Below are 14,719 nucleotides of genomic sequence, written 5' to 3'. Positions count from 1 at the left end.
GCGGTGCGGGCCGGCGCGACCGCCTCACCAGCAGGCGGGGTGCCGCCGCTGCCACCGCAGGCGTCGCTCGAGCTGGGCGCCGAGCGCGAGCAGCGTGCGCTCTCCGCCGGGACGGCCGATCAGCTGCACGCCCATGGGCAGGCCCTCGCCGTCCGGGTGGCCCGCACCGGTGACCCCGACGGGCAGCGTGATCGCGGGCAGTCCCGCGACGTTGACCATCGAGGTCCACGGGGAGTACGCGCACTGGCGGCGGAAGTCCTCGTCCGGGTCGTCGCCGTACCAGCCGAGGGGTCGGGGCGGCAGCGCCAACGTCGGGGTGAGCACGGCGTCGAACCGGTCGAACGCCCGGATCAGCGCCACGGAGAACGCGTCGAGGGCCGTCATCGCGTCGAGCACCTGCGTCGCCGTGAGCCGCCGGCCGCGCTCGACGAGCCACGCGACGAGCGGGGTCAGCGCCGCGAGGTCGATGCCGGGGACCCGGGGCAGCCCCGCGGCGCTCGACTCCCACGCCACCCGGAAGGCGTCGGCGTACGGCAGCCGGGGCATCGCGACGTCCTCGACCCCGTGCCCGACCTCGCCGAGCACCCGGACGACGGTGGCCACGGCGTCGCGGGCGGCGGGGTCGACCACCACGTCGACGGTGTCGTCCCACGGGGAGCCGTCGAGCAGCCCGACGACGAAGCGCCCCTCGCCCCGGACCGCCGCGGCGGTGAAGGGGCCGTCGCCGACGTCGGGCGTGACGAGCGCGTACGGCGTCGGTTCGTCGAGCCCCGTCGGCCGCGCGAGGGCGTCGAGGAACATGCCGGCGTCCGCGACGTTCCGGGTGATCGGCCCGGCGACGCTCAGCCCGCCGAGGCCCGATCGCCCGGGCACGGACGGCACCCGGCCCCGGCTCGGCTTGAGCCCGACGAGCCCGGTCGCCGCGGCGGGGATCCGCACCGATCCCCCGCCGTCGGTCCCCACGGCCGCCGGGAGCAGTCCCGCCGCGACCGCGACCGCGGCGCCGCTCGACGATCCGCCGGGAGCCCGGGAGGTGTCCCACGGGTTCACGGTGGTGCCGAGCCGGGTCTCGGAGGACGACGACATCCCGAACTCGGGCGTGGTCGTCTTGCCGAGGCTCACGGTGCCGGCTGCGGCGAGCGCTGCGACGAGCGGGTGGTCGGCGGCTGCGGGCGCGGCGGGCAGGGCGACGGATCCGCTGCGGGTGACGACGCCCGCGCGGTCGTACAGGTCCTTGTCCCCGTGCGGGAGTCCCCAGAGCGGTCGGGAGGTCGGCACGGCGGTCCCGGGCTGCGCGGCGGTCCCGAGCTGCGCGGCGCGGCTCCGGGCCTCGTCCGCGGTGACGGTGACGAACGCGCCGAGCCCCGGGTCGAGCCGTGCGATGCGGTCGAGGTAGTGCTCGGTGACCTCGAGCGCGGTGGTCTCGCCCCGTCGGATCCAGTCCCAGAGTTCCTGCGCGGTGAGGTGGTGGAGTTCGAACACGGTCCCTGAGCCTAGGCGGCGGTGTCCGCGGCCAGGTGTGCGGCGAGCACGTCCCGGACCGTGGTCCAGCGGTGCGGACCGTAGCGGTCGTTCCGGACGTGGTGGAGGGTGGCCTCGCCGCTGAACATGCTGACGAAGTACTGCATCCCCTGCCAGGCGGGGAACGGCTCGTCGTCCGGGGCGCTCGAGACGCGTCGGCCGATCCGGGCCATGGCCGACAGCGTGCTCGCGGTCCCCGCCCACTGCGTGCGGAAGTGCGTGCCGGTGAGCTGCGAGAGCGTGTCCGCGACGCTCCGGGCGGTCACCCGGTCGCCGGCGACCTCGACGACGCGCGAGGCGTCCGGATCGAGTGCGGCGAGCGCCGTCACCCGCGCGGTGTCGTCCTTCGTGGTGAAGTCGAGCACCTGGTCGGCGGAGGACCAGTACAGCGCCCGACGGCGGGCGAACAGGATCATGGGTGCCTGGCCGGTGAGCATGTCGGTGAAGGCGCCGTTCAGCACCGAGGTCGCGCGGACCGGGGCGGCGTCGAGCACGGCGGCGAACTCGCGGCGGAGCTCGAAGTTGCGGTTGGTGCCCGGGGTGATCGAGCGGTAGTCGGCGGAGTAGTCGGACGGCAGGAACCGCGGCACCCCGGCGTCCACGGCGGCGCGGAGCAGTGCGGTCTGGGCGTCGACGATGACCGAGCGGGTCCCGCTCACCGCGGAGACGACGACGTCGACCCCGTCGAGGGCGCGGACGAGGGCGTCGTGGTCGTCGTAGGCGGCGGAGACGAGGCGCACGCGGTCCGGCGCCCCGAAGGCGTTCGCGGCACCGGTCGACCCGGCCGCCCCGCCCGACCGGCTGAGCGCCCGGACGAGCACGGGCCCTCGGTCGGCACCCGTGCCACCGACAGGGGACCGGTCGTCGAGCAGGGCGTGGACGATGCGCGTGCCGAGGTCGCCGGTGGCGCCCGCGACGAGGACGGTGGTGGTCATGCCCCGACGCTACGCACCCTCGCCCGGGTCGGCTCCGGCTTGCACCCTTCGGAGGAACTCCCGGTGGTGCGTCCCTCCGCCGGTCGTCGCGGGGACGGCGGATTCCTAGCGTCGGGGCCATGCCTCCACACACGAAGACGATCGCACACACGAACACGGGGAAGCACGCACCCCGGACGAACCTCGCGGCGCGACACCCCATCGCGACCTTCGCGGTCCTGGCGCTCGGCCTGAGCTGGCTCGCCTGGATCCCGTACATCCTCAGCCCGCACGGGCTCGGCGTCTGGGACGTCCACTTCCCGGAGTTCCTCGGCACGGCGCAGTTCACCGGTATCCTCCCCGGGGCGCTCCTCGGTCCGCTCGGCAGCGCGTTCCTCGTCACGGCCCTCGCCGACGGGCGCCCGGGTCTCCGGCGCTGGGTCGGGCGGCTGTGGCGCTGGCGGGTCCCGTGGCGCTGGTACGCGCTGGCGCTCGTCGGCGTCCCGCTGCTGGTGGTCCTGACCGGGCTGCCGTTCTCCGGCGGTCAGGTGCAGGCTCCCACGGCGCTGGCGCTCGTGGCACTCGTGCCCGGGCTGGTCGTGCAGCTGTTCACCACCGGTCTGTCGGAGGAGCCCGGCTGGCGCGACTTCGCCCTGCCCCGGCTGCAGGAGCGGTTCGGTCCCCTCGGTGCCGTCGCGGTGCTCGGTCCGCTCTGGGCGCTCTGGCACATGCCGCTGTACCTGTCCGACTGGGGCGGGTGGCCGGACGCGCAGTGGTCGGAACCGCTCGTGTTCGCGCTCTTCACGATCACCTTCAACGTCGTGATGACCTGGGTCTTCAACCGCACCGGCGAGAGCCTGCCGGTCGCGCTGCTCCTGCACGTCGGTGTGAACAACACCATCTCGACGCTGTGGGCGGACATGTACCCGGGGATGACGGCCGGCACGATGATGCACGGTCTCGCGATCGTCTCCACGGTCGCGGCGGTCGTCCTGCTGGTCGCCACCCGCGGGCGGCTCGGCTACCCGGGTGCGCGCGGTGCCCGGCCGGGAGGCACGCCCTCCACCACGACGTCGGCGCACGTCGTCCTCGTAGGATCGGACGATGGCACCCGCTGAGTCCCGCGTCGGCCGCACCGAGGTGCTGGTCGCGCTCGGCACCGCGGTCGTCGCGCTCGGCCTGCTGCTCGGCCTCCCGCCGCTGGACGCCGCCGACCCCGAGACCCTCGCAGCGCCCGTCGTCGCTCCCGCGGTGGGCAGCCTGCCGTGGTCGCTCCTGGCGCTCGGGCTGCTCGTGCAGTCCGCCGCGCTCCTGGCCGTGCGTCGGTTCCCCCGGACGGTGCTCGTCGCGGTCGCCGCGGTCCCGGTGCCGATCGCCGTGGCCGTCCCGGCGGTCGTCGACCTGTTCGGGCTGACGGCGCTGCCGGTCCTCGTCGCGGTGGTCGTCGTCGCCCTGCGTGCGCCCCTGGTCCGGACCTGGCCCGCGCTCGTCGTCACCGCCCTGCTCGTCGCCGTCGGCACGGGGTGGCACCGGGCGATCGTCAGCGGAGCGTTCCGCGGCGGGCAGGTCGTCCGGGCGCTGCTCGACGTATCGGGGCAGGGCGTCCTGCAGGCCCTCGGCGCGGTCGGGCTCCCCCTGGTCGTCGCGCTCGTCGTCCGCTCCCGCCGCGAGGTCCGCGCCGCCCGGGTCGCCGAGGCCGACGCACGCTCGGCGGAGGCGGACGCCCGCGCCGCCGAGGCCTCGGCGTCGGTCCGCGAGCAGGACGCCCGGGTCGACGCCGCGGTGTCCCGCGAGCGTGCTGCCATGGCCCGCGAGCTGCACGACATCGCCGCGCACCACCTGTCCGGCATCGCCCTCATGTCGGCCGTCATCGACCGGCAGATCGACGTCGACCCGCCCGCCGCGCACGAGGGGGTGCGGCAGGTGCGGGAGCAGAGCACCGCCGTGCTCGAGGACCTGCGTCGCCTCGTCGGGCTCCTGCGCGACGACTCCCCCGCCGAACGCACGGTCGAGACCGTCGCCGGCGTCGTCGACCTGGTCGAACGCGCGCGGCTCCGGTCGGACGTCCGGCTCGAGGTGCTGCCGGGCGATCGTCCCCTGGCGGACGGCGTCGGTCCGCTCGCGCAGCTCGTCACCTACCGGACCGTGCAGGAGGCGCTGTCGAATGCAGCCGTGCACGCGGCCGGGTCGATGGTCACGGTGACCGTCGACGACCGCGACGACGAACGCCTCCGGGTCCGTGTCGAGAACTCGGTTCCCACCGCACCGTCGTCCGGGAGCACGGCAGCGGGTGGGAACGGACTGCGTGGCATGCGTGAGCGGGCGGACCTGGTGGGGGCGCGCCTCCAGGCCGGGCCGACCGACGGCGGCGGCTGGGTGGTGATCCTCGAGCTGAGCCGCGAGCAGCCCGAGGCGGCGTCGTGATCCGGGTGCTCGTGGCGGACGACCAGCCGCTCGTCCGCGCCGGCGTGTCCGCGCTGCTCGCGGCCGAGCCGGACGTCGACGTGGTGGCGGTCGCGGCCGACGGCGGCGAGGCGCTCGCCCTCGCGCGGTCGACGCGGCCGGACGTGGCGGTGCTCGACGTCCGGATGCCGGTGCGGAACGGGATCGAGGTCGCCCGGGAGCTCTGCGCTCCGGACGCGGACCCCGCGGTGCCGGTGTTGGTGCTGACGACGTTCGACCTCGACGACCTGGTGTTCGGGGCGCTCGAGGCCGGCGCGTCGGGGTTCCTGCTCAAGGACGCCGAGCCCGACGTCATCGTCGGCGCCGTCCGGCAGGTCGCGGCGGGCAACGGCACCATCGACCAGTCCCTGACCCGGCGGGTCCTGCGGGAGTTCGTGTCCCGGCGCAGCCTGCAGCCCGTGACCGGGGACCGCGCCAGCGAGGTCCTGACCGCCCGCGAGCGCGACGTGTTGCTGCTCCTGGCGCAGGGGATGTCGAACGAGGAGATCGCGGCGGCCCTGGTCGTCGAGGTCTCCACCGTGAAGTCGCACCTGGCGCGGATGCTCCCGAAGCTCGGGGTCCGGTCGCGCCTGCAGGCCGTGGTGTGGGCGTACCAGAACCGGGTCGTGGCGGTCCCCGAGGGGTAGCGCGCGCTGCCGCCGATCCGCGCGTCGGAGGCCGATCCGCGCGTCGGAGGCCGATCCGCTCGTAGGAGGGTGAATCGCTCGTAGGAGGCCGTTCCTTCCGGCACCCCACGCGCGGATCGGCATCCCATGTCACGCGCGATGGGCAGGAACGCTCGCTACGGGCGGGACCGCCTGACGGACGGGAGGCGCGTGGCGGGGCCGACCCGAGCCTCCCGTCCGGTGGGTGGTGCGTCGCGGACGCGGCGCGCGTCCGTGGGACCATGTCCGGATGACCGCCACGCTCGTCGCCAAGGACCTCGCCGGCGGCCACGCCGCACGCACGCTCTTCGAGGGCCTCGACCTCACGGTGGCCCCTGGTGACGTCATCGGGTTGGTCGGGGTGAACGGCGCCGGGAAGTCGACGCTCCTGCGGCTGCTCGCGGGTGTCGACGAGCCACTCGCCGGCACCGTGTCGACGAACCCACCCGACGCGTTCGTCGGGTGGCTGCCCCAGGAGCACGAGCGCGTCCCCGGCGAGACGGTCGCCGCGTACGTGGCCCGTCGGACCGGGTGCGCCCAGGCCACCGCGGCGATGGACACCGCCGCCGAGGCCCTCGGCGCGCCGGACGCCGACGACGCCGTCGCGGACCGCTACAGCGCGGCGCTCGAGCACTGGCTCGCCGCGGGCGCCGCGGACCTGGACGAGCGCCTGCCCGTCGTCCTCGCCGAGCTCGGGCTCGACGTGGGCGCCGAGGACGCCGGGGTCGGCCCGGACTCCCCGATGACCGCGTTGTCCGGCGGGCAGGCAGCGCGCGTCGGACTGGCGGCGCTGCTGCTCTCCCGGTTCGACGTGGTGCTCCTCGACGAGCCGACGAACGACCTCGACCTGGACGGCCTCGAACGGCTCGAGCAGTTCGTCCGGGGCCTCCGCGGCGGTGCCGTCCTGGTCAGCCACGACCGCGAGTTCCTCGCCCGCTCGGTCACCGCGGTGCTCGAACTCGACCTCGCACAGTCGTCGCACCGGCTGTTCGGCGGCGGGTACGACTCGTTCCTCGAGGAGCGCGAGATCGCCCGGCAGCACAAGCGCGACGCATACGACGAGTACGCGGCGACGAAGGCCGACCTGGTGTCCCGCGCCCGCACCCAGCGGGAGTGGTCGAGCCAGGGCGTCCGGAACGCCATGAAGAAGAACCCCGACAACGACAAGACCCGTCGGAAGGCGGCGAGCGAGTCGAGCGAGAAGCAGGCGCAGAAGGTCCGGCAGATGGAGTCCCGGATCGCACGCCTGGACGAGGTCGAGGAGCCCCGCAAGGAGTGGCAGCTCGCGTTCACGATCGGGAGCGCCCCGCGGTCGTCCGCCGTCGTCGCGACGCTGTCCGACGCCCGCTACGAACGCGGCGGGTTCACCCTCGGCCCCGTCTCGCTGCAGGTCTCCGGCGGGGACCGCATCGGCATCACCGGACCGAACGGCGCCGGCAAGTCGACGCTCCTCGCGGCGCTGCTCGGACGGATCGAGCCGACGTCGGGGAACGCCTCGATGGGGTCGAGCGTCGCGGTCGGCGAGGTCGACCAGGCCCGAGCGGCCTTCACGGGCGACGAGCCCCTCGCCGCGGCGTTCGAGGCCCTCGTCCCGGAGATGACCACGGCCGACGTCCGGACCCTGCTCGCCAAGTTCGGGCTGAAGGCCGACCACGTCGGTCGACCGGCGGCGCAGCTCTCCCCCGGGGAGCGGACCCGCGCCGGGCTGGCGCTGCTGCAGGCCCGCGGGGTGAACGTCCTCGTGCTCGACGAGCCGACGAACCACCTCGACCTCCCGGCCATCGAACAGCTCGAGCAGGCGCTCGAGGGCTACGACGGCACCCTCCTGCTCGTCACGCACGACCGCCGGATGCTCGACACGGTCCGGCTCGACCGGCAGTGGCGGGTCGAGGACGGGCGGGTCACCGAGCGCTGATCCGGGTGCGGCAACGGGACGGCACCCTTGCGCTGCCCGCGCCGACCCCTCCAGGATGTTGACGTTGACACAGCCGTCAGCACCGGGTCGACACAGGGGTCGACGACGACAGCCGAGGAGGCGGGATCGATGGGGATCCGAGCAACACGACAGGGGAACGGGCGACGCACACTCGCCTGGGCGATCGCGGCAGCGGTGGCCGTCGGCGGGCTGGGCGGTGCCCCGGCCCTCGCCGCGGCGGCACCGGCCGCGGCAGCGACGAACGCAGCAGCATCGACCACAGCGCCGGCCTTCCAGCCGGGACAGCCGTGGAACGACGACCAGGGACAGCCGATCCAGGGGCACGGCGGCCAGGTCGTCACCGCGCAGGACAGCGACGGCAAGCCGATCTACTACTGGTACGGCGAGGACCGCACGAACGGGTACAGCGACACCCCGGGCGTGCACGTCTACTCGTCGCGCGACCTGTACGACTGGCACGACGAGGGCCTCGCCCTCCGCACGATGACGAGCCGTGCCGACTTCGCCGACCCGTACTTCGCCTCGCTGTACGGCGGGTACGACCAGGCGCAGCAGGACGCCGTCTACCGCGACCTCGGCGTCACGGCGGAGAGCGCGACCCGTCCGGGTGCGATCCTCGAGCGGCCGAAGGTGATCCACAACGCGAAGACCGGCAAGTGGGTCATGTGGGTGCACGCCGACGGCCCCACGGCCACCTCCGACGCGCAGTACGCCAAGGCCACCGCGGGCGTCGCCGTCGCCGACTCCCCCACGGGACCGTTCCGCTACGTCGACTCGTACCGGCTCGACCGGGTCCCGGCGAGCGACCCCACCAACCAGCACCCGAGCGACCCGGGCATGGCCCGCGACATGAACCTCTTCGTAGACGACGACGGCACCGCGTACATCGTCTACGCCAGCGAGGAGAACCTGACGCTCTACATCTCGAAGCTCGACGCCGACTACACGAACCTGTCGGCGGACCCTGCCACGGCCGTCGAGGGCGTCGACTTCCGCCGACCGCAGCCCTGGATCGGCGGGCAGCGGGAGGCCCCGGCCCTCACCAAGGTCGGCGGGACGTACTACCTCGTGACCTCCGGCGCGACCGGGTGGGCCCCGAACGCGGCCGCGTACGCCACCGCGACGGACCTGCTCGGGACCTGGACGGCGCACGGCAACCCGGCCACCGGCACGAACGCCGACACCACGTGCAACTCGCAGAGCACGTCGCTGCTCAACCTCGGCGACGGTCGGGTCGTGTACCTCGGCGACCGGTGGAACAACGCCACCGACCTGCGGACCGCGCCGTCGGTCTGGCTCCCGGTGACCTTCGGCGACGGCGGCGCGATGTCGTTCTCGTGCGACACGACCAGCTGGACGCTCGACGACCTGCACCCGTCCACGCCCTGGACCGTCACCACGGCGGTCCCCGGGCAGGCCACGCTCTCGTCGAGCACGAAGGCACTCCCGCGCACCGTGCAGGTCCGCGAGGGGTCCACGACCCGGTCGCACCGCGTCACGTGGGCAGCGGACGCACTCGCCACGGCCGGTGAGCGGACCGTGACCGGCACGCTCGACGACGGCCGGACCTTCACCCGCACCGTGACGGTGCTCCCCGCGAAGCTGTCCTACTTCGTCGACGCCGGCGGCCAGGGCACCGCCGACCACACCGCGGACCTCGCGTTCCTGCGGCAGCGCGGCGACCGGCTGCTCAACTCCGTCGACGACCAGCGCTTCGGGGCCGACCCGTCGACCGGCGACCACTGGGGCTACCTCGGCACCACGGGCGGGACGAACGGCACCTCGGGCGGGACGATCACGAGCACCGTCCGCTGGCAGGCCGACGCGACCGACCTGGAGTACGTGCTCACCGGTCTGAAGTCCGGCAAGCAGCGCGTCGACGTCGGCTTCTGGGACCCGTGGACCAAGAGCGCGCCCGGTCGCGCTGCCGCGGTGTCGGTCAACGGGAAGACCGTCGCGACCGCGCAGCCGATCGACGGCACCTTCCGGACGCTGTCGGCCGAGGTGACCGTCGGCAAGGACGGCGTCGTCGACCTCCGGGTCTCGCCCGCGACGAAGTACGGCATCCAGCTCAGCTGGGTGATGGTCTCGAAGGGCTGACCCGCCGTCGAGGGGGCGCGCCGCGCCGAGCGGCGTGCCCTCCCGGCCCGGATCTGGTGGACTGGTGCAGGGGAGGACACCATGCAGCGCAGGACCTGGGGCATCGCACTCGCAGCCGTCGGGGTGGTCGCCGTCGCGGGCACCGTCGTCGGGGTCGTCGCGGCGGGGTCGGCGCCCGAACCGGCGGCCACCCGCGCGGCAGCGCCGCGCTCGGTCTCGCCGACCCCGTCGCCGACGCGGAGCGCCACGCCCCTGGCCGCGGTCCCGGCGGCACCGTCGGCCGAGCAGCTCGCCGCCCTGCCCCTGGCCTTCCACGACGCGGTCGTCCCGCAGCTCCTCGACGGCACGCACGTCCACCCCGAGAACCAGTGGACGATCGCCGTGCCGAACGCTGCACTCGTCGCGCTCTACGCCGAGCCGTCGGCGTCGGCAGCTCCGATCGCGACGCTCGCGTCCACGGTCTCGACGATCGACACCCCGGCGGCCACGGCCGTCTGGGGCCGGAGCCCCGGGCAGGACGGCGGCATGGTCCTCGTCTCCACCCCGGCGCGGAACCGCACCCCCGGCGACGGCGGTGACCCGACGGCGCCGAGCGCCACCTTCGCCTGGGCGCGCGCCGCCGACTTCACGCTCACGTCCGCGGACCGGATGATCGAGGTGGACGTCGCCGCGTCGACGGTCTCGGTCGTGGGCCGGGACGGGGCGGTCAGCGCGACCGAGGCCGCCCGGCTCGGCACGCCCGACGACCCGACCCCCACCGCGACGGCGACGTACGTCGAGGCCGCGTACGTCGACGCCCGCGTGACGTACACGCAGGGCAACCCGATCATCCTGACCGGGGCGCACTCGTCACGGATCGCCCAGTACGGCGGCAACGCGGCCCTGACGGCGCTGCACTACTACCCGGACCCGACCGGCAGCTCGCACGGCTGCGTCCGGATCTCCGCCGAGATGACGAAGACCCTGGCGCAGCTGCCGGTCGGCACCGCGATCCAGTTCACCTGACCGCGGACACCGTCCGACCGCCTCAGCCGACCGGCGACAACCCGAGCCGCTCGAGCACCTCGGCGCTCTCCTCCTCCGGCGTCCGGTCCGCGGCGATGGTCACGTGCGTCTCGTCCGGCTGCGGGAGCTCGAGCGTGGACAGCTGCGACGCCAGCAGCGACGTCGGCATGAAGTGCCCGGACCGCGCGGACATCCGGTCGGCGATGAGCGCACCATCGCCCGCGACGTGCACGAAGACGACCCCGGGGGCGCGGAGCACGTCGCGGTAGGAACGCTTCAGCGCGGAACAGGTCACCACGCCCGGGCGTCCGTCGTCCAGGTGCGTCCGGATCCACCCGGCGACGACGTCGAGCCAGGGCCAGCGGTCCTCGTCGGTGAGCGGGGTGCCGGCCTGCATCTTGTCGACGTTCGCCTGCGGGTGCATCTCGTCGCCCTCGGCGAAGTCCCATCCCAGGCGCTCGGCGACCATCGCCGCGACCGTGGACTTCCCGGACCCGGAGACGCCCATCACGACGAGGACCCGCGCGTCGACCCCGGCCTCGGCGGTCACAGGAACACCCCCGCGAGGAGCACGCCGCCCAGGCCGAGCACCGAGATGAGGCACTCGAGCACGGTCCACGTCTTGAACGTCTGCCCCACCGTCGTGCCGAGGTAGCCCTTCACGAGCCAGAACCCGGCGTCGTTCACGTGCGACAGGAACACCGACCCCGCACCGATGGCGAGGACGAGCAGCGACGTCTCCGGCGTCGACAGCCCCTCGGCGATCGGCGCCATGATCCCGGCGGCCGTCACGGTCGCGACCGTCGCCGACCCGGTGGCGACGCGTACGAGGGCGGACACAACCCACGCCACGAGCAGCACCGAGATGCCGGACTCCTGCACGGCGTCCGCGATCACCCCGCCGATGCCGGTGTCGATGAGTACCTGCTTGAAGCCGCCGCCGGCACCGACGATGAGCAGCACGCCGGCGATCGGGGGCAGCGCGTCCTCGAGGGACTTCGCGACGGCGGACCGGTCCATGCCACCACCGATCGCGAAGAACACCATCGCGAAGACGGCGGCGATGCCGATCGCGATCACGGGCGACCCGAGGAAGTCGAGCAGCGACACCCAGCCGCCGGCGGCGTCGGGCGCGACGGCCTCGCGGACGGCCTGGGCGAGCATGAGCACCACCGGCAGCAGGATGCCGACCAGGGCGACCGTGAAGGACGGGCTCCGCGGCTCGCTGATCACGCGGGTGAAGTCGCTCTTGCCGTTCGGCAGGGACGCGGTGTCCTGCGTGGCGGGGCCGCGCCGTGCCTCCCGTCCGGCCTGCGCGGGGTCCGCCGGACCGGAGCCGGTCGACGCGGCCGCACCACGCGACGAGAACATGTCGGGCGCGGGGATGTCGACCCAGCGCGCCGCGAAGCGGGCGAAGACCGGACCGGCGAGGACGATGACCGGGATCGCGAGCACGATGCCGAAGGCCAGGGTGGTGCCGAGGTTCGCGCCGACCGTCGACACGGCGACGAGCGGGCCGGGGTGCGGCGGCACGAAGGCGTGCATGGTCGACAGGCCGACGAGGGCCGGGACCGCGATCTTCATGATCGGGACGCCGCTGCGCTTCGCGACGAGGACGATGATCGGGATGAGGAGCACGAGGCCCACCTCGAAGAACATCGGCAGTCCGATGAGCGCCCCGATCAGGGCCATCGTCCACGGCAGCGCGGCCGTCGAGGACCGTCGCACGAGGGTGTCGACCACTCGGTCGGCAGCGCCGGAGTCGACGAGCATGCGGCCGAACATCGCCCCGAGGCCGACGAGGATGCCGACGCTCGTCATCGTCGCGCCGAAGCCGTTGCCGAAGCTCGTCACGGCCTTGTCCGGGGCGAGCCCGGCGCCGATCCCGACGCCGAGGGCACCGATCACGAGCGCGATGAACGGGTGGACCTTGAGCCACGTGATGAGGACGATGATGACGACGATGCCGACCACCGCCGCCGCGACGAGCTGGCCGACCGCCCCGGAGGGGTCGACGGTCGGTGTGCTGCCGCCCTCGGCCGCCAGGACGGTGAGCCCGTGCGGCGCGGTCAGCCCGTGCGCGGTCAGCTCGTCCAACGCTCCGGACGTGGGTGCGTGAGGCATCTGTGCCCCTTCCTGGGCCGCCGCCTCGCGGCCCCGTCGCCTTCGTGTGTGCACCGCTCGTGACCGGTCGGCCGGGTGGTCGGCCGGCGGTCCGCGCGGGGCGCGACCGGACACGCGATGGTCCGGTCCAATAATCTGATTAATCAGATCATACGACGAAGCGCCGCGTGCCGTGCGCCCTGCCCGGCAGTCTGCCGCTTCGATGAGCAGGACGGACCCAGCCGGACGGGCCGCTACCGGCAACGCACGACCAGCACGACCGCACGTCAGACACGTGCGGCAGGACCTGCACGACCAGCACGACCAGCACCACCAGCACCACCAGCACGGAGGAACGATGACCACCGCCCGCGGGCTCCACGCCCAGGTGCTCGAGACGCTCGGGCAGCAGATCGTCGACGGACTGCTCCGTCCGGGCACGGTCGTCCGCCCCGAAGCCGTCGCCGAGGAGTACGGCGTGTCCCGGTCCGTCGTCCGCGAGGCCCTCCGCGTCCTCCAGTCCCTCGGCCTCGTCGAGCCCCGGCAGCGGGTCGGCACGCTCGTCCGGCCCGCGTCCTCGTGGGAGCTCCTCGCCCCGACCGTCATCCGGTGGCGCGGCGCCTCCCCCGCGTACTTCGCGCAGCAGCGGGAGCTCCTCGAGCTCCGGCTCGGCGTCGAACCCGTCGCCGCCGCCCTGGCCGCCACGAACGTCGGCACCGACGCCACCGACGGCACCGACCGTACCGCCGCCGTCCTCGCCGCCGCGACCGACATGGCCGCCGCCTGCGACCGCGACGACTCCCGCGCCTACCTCGAGGCCGACGTCCGCTTCCACCGCGCCCTCCTCGCGGCGTCCAGCAACGCGGTCTTCGCCCACTTCGCCGGCACCGTCGAGGCCCTGCTCCGCACCCGCACCTCCGAGTCGCGCGACACCATCACCCGCTGGACCCACGACGCCGCCGCTCGCCACGTGGCGGTCGCGCGCGCGGTCGTCGACGGCGACGCGGACGCCGCGTCCTCCGCCGCGACGGCGCTCCTGCGCGTCACGCGGGACGAGTTCATCGCCGAGGCACCGGCCCCCTGACGGGCGAGCGGCGCGTCGGTACCTGGCGGAACCGGGCATCCCTGACGTTCCCGGAGCACCGGGTACGCCCGGAACGACCAGCCATCGCGCGCGACCGGGGGGAAGGGCGGACGGGAGGATCGTGCGGACCCCGCCACGCGCCTCCCCTCCGGCCCGGGGCCGCGTCAGCGCCGGCCGCGCGCGAAGAGGCGGGGGCCGCGGAGGCGGCCCGGGGCCGCGTCAGCGCCGGCCGCGCGCGAAGAGGCGGGGGCCGCGGAGGCGCAACCGCATCGTGACGGTGCCGAGCCAGCGGTCGTACTTGAAGCCGACCTTCCCCATCCGACCGACCTCCTCGAAGCCCAGGCGCTCGTGCAGGCGGATCGACGCCTCGGCCTGGCGGTCGGCGATGACGGCGATGACCTCGCGGACGCCGGCGGAGCGGCACTCCTCGAGCAGGGCCTCCATGAGGGCGCGGCCGAGTCCCTTCCCACCGGCGGCGGCGCCGAGGTAGATCGAGTCCTCGACGACGTGGTTCGACCGGTCGCGCGGGTTCCACGGGTCGACGAGGGCGTAGCCGAGCACCTGCCCGGACGGGTTCTCGGCGACCAGGAACGGCAGGCCGCGGCGACGGACCTCGTCGTACCGCTGCTTCCACTTCGCGAACGTGAACGCCGACGGGTCGAACGTGACGGAGGAGTTCCGGACGTAGTGCGTGTGGATCTCGCGGACGTCGGGCAGGTCCCCGGGTTCGGCGGCGCGGATCGTGTAGGTGAACGCGGCCTCGGCGGGCACGGGCGCGCGCAGGTGGCGCGGCAGCACGCGGCGACGCTGGTATTCCTCCTCGAGCACGTCCCGAGCCTAGTGCGGGCGCGGCCGGGCCGTCAGGCGCTGCCACGACGGCGGGCGCTGCCGAGTCTCGCGCTGGGCGACGACTCCCGGGCGCTGCGACCCGAGTCGTGTCGCCCACGCC

General features: G+C 74.2%; 12 protein-coding genes. 7 read left to right on the top strand and 5 right to left on the bottom strand.

Translation table 11 applies throughout. The features are described from left to right. Positions 1-24: 24 nt before the first annotated feature. Positions 25-1,482: an amidase gene (locus tag HUN58_RS06565; protein WP_180225399.1), complete on the bottom strand. Its 1,458-nt coding sequence runs from the start codon at positions 1,480-1,482 to the stop codon at positions 25-27. Between the two features lie 11 nt (positions 1,483-1,493). Then, entirely contained in the window at positions 1,494-2,456 is a 963-nt protein-coding gene (locus HUN58_RS06560) for an NmrA family NAD(P)-binding protein (RefSeq protein WP_180225400.1), read from the bottom strand. 119 nt (positions 2,457-2,575) lie between these two features. On the opposite strand from HUN58_RS06560, the gene HUN58_RS06555 reads away from it, so the two are divergent. The 6 genes from HUN58_RS06555 (at position 2,576) to HUN58_RS06530 (ending at position 10,583) form a co-directional block, all read left to right on the top strand. Continuing rightward, the gene (locus HUN58_RS06555; RefSeq protein ID WP_180225401.1) at positions 2,576-3,553 is read left to right on the top strand and encodes a type II CAAX endopeptidase family protein; all 978 of its coding nucleotides are present in this window, start codon (positions 2,576-2,578) and stop codon (positions 3,551-3,553) included. Then, entirely contained in the window at positions 3,540-4,859 is a 1,320-nt protein-coding gene (locus HUN58_RS06550) for a sensor histidine kinase (protein WP_180225402.1), read from the top strand. The genes HUN58_RS06555 and HUN58_RS06550 overlap by 14 nt, the downstream gene beginning before the upstream one ends. Beyond that, entirely contained in the window at positions 4,856-5,524 is a 669-nt protein-coding gene (locus HUN58_RS06545; RefSeq protein WP_180225403.1) for a response regulator transcription factor, read from the top strand. The genes HUN58_RS06550 and HUN58_RS06545 overlap by 4 nt, the downstream gene beginning before the upstream one ends. Positions 5,525-5,792: 268 nt before the next feature. After that, the gene (locus tag HUN58_RS06540) at positions 5,793-7,457 is read left to right on the top strand and encodes an ABC-F family ATP-binding cassette domain-containing protein (RefSeq protein WP_180225404.1); all 1,665 of its coding nucleotides are present in this window, start codon (positions 5,793-5,795) and stop codon (positions 7,455-7,457) included. 129 nt (positions 7,458-7,586) lie between these two features. After that, positions 7,587-9,578: a glycoside hydrolase family 43 protein gene (locus HUN58_RS06535; protein WP_180225405.1), complete on the top strand. Its 1,992-nt coding sequence runs from the start codon at positions 7,587-7,589 to the stop codon at positions 9,576-9,578. Between the two features lie 81 nt (positions 9,579-9,659). Beyond that, complete coding sequence (locus HUN58_RS06530) at positions 9,660-10,583, top strand: L,D-transpeptidase (protein ID WP_180225406.1); 924 nt, start codon at positions 9,660-9,662, stop codon at positions 10,581-10,583. Between the two features lie 22 nt (positions 10,584-10,605). On the opposite strand, the gene HUN58_RS06525 is transcribed toward HUN58_RS06530, so the two are convergent. Both HUN58_RS06525 and HUN58_RS06520 read right to left on the bottom strand, forming a co-directional pair. Continuing rightward, the gene (locus HUN58_RS06525) at positions 10,606-11,091 is read right to left on the bottom strand and encodes a gluconokinase (RefSeq protein ID WP_180226024.1); all 486 of its coding nucleotides are present in this window, start codon (positions 11,089-11,091) and stop codon (positions 10,606-10,608) included. Positions 11,092-11,129: 38 nt separating this feature from the next. Continuing rightward, a complete protein-coding gene (locus HUN58_RS06520) occupies positions 11,130-12,707 on the bottom strand; it encodes a GntP family permease (protein WP_254631632.1) in 1,578 nt (525 codons plus the stop codon). Positions 12,708-13,044: 337 nt separating this feature from the next. On the opposite strand from HUN58_RS06520, the gene HUN58_RS06515 reads away from it, so the two are divergent. Next, the gene (locus HUN58_RS06515) at positions 13,045-13,770 is read left to right on the top strand and encodes a FadR/GntR family transcriptional regulator (RefSeq protein ID WP_180225407.1); all 726 of its coding nucleotides are present in this window, start codon (positions 13,045-13,047) and stop codon (positions 13,768-13,770) included. Between the two features lie 219 nt (positions 13,771-13,989). Here the strand turns inward: HUN58_RS06515 and HUN58_RS06510 are convergent, their stop codons facing one another. After that, on the bottom strand, positions 13,990-14,598 hold the full coding sequence (locus HUN58_RS06510) for a GNAT family N-acetyltransferase (protein WP_058740663.1): 609 nt from the start codon (positions 14,596-14,598) through the stop codon (positions 13,990-13,992). Positions 14,599-14,719 lie beyond the last annotated feature (121 nt).

This window comes from Curtobacterium sp. Csp1 (assembly GCF_013347185.1).
Note: the sequence above shows the minus strand (reverse complement) of the source record. Positions and strands in the feature narration are given on the sequence as shown.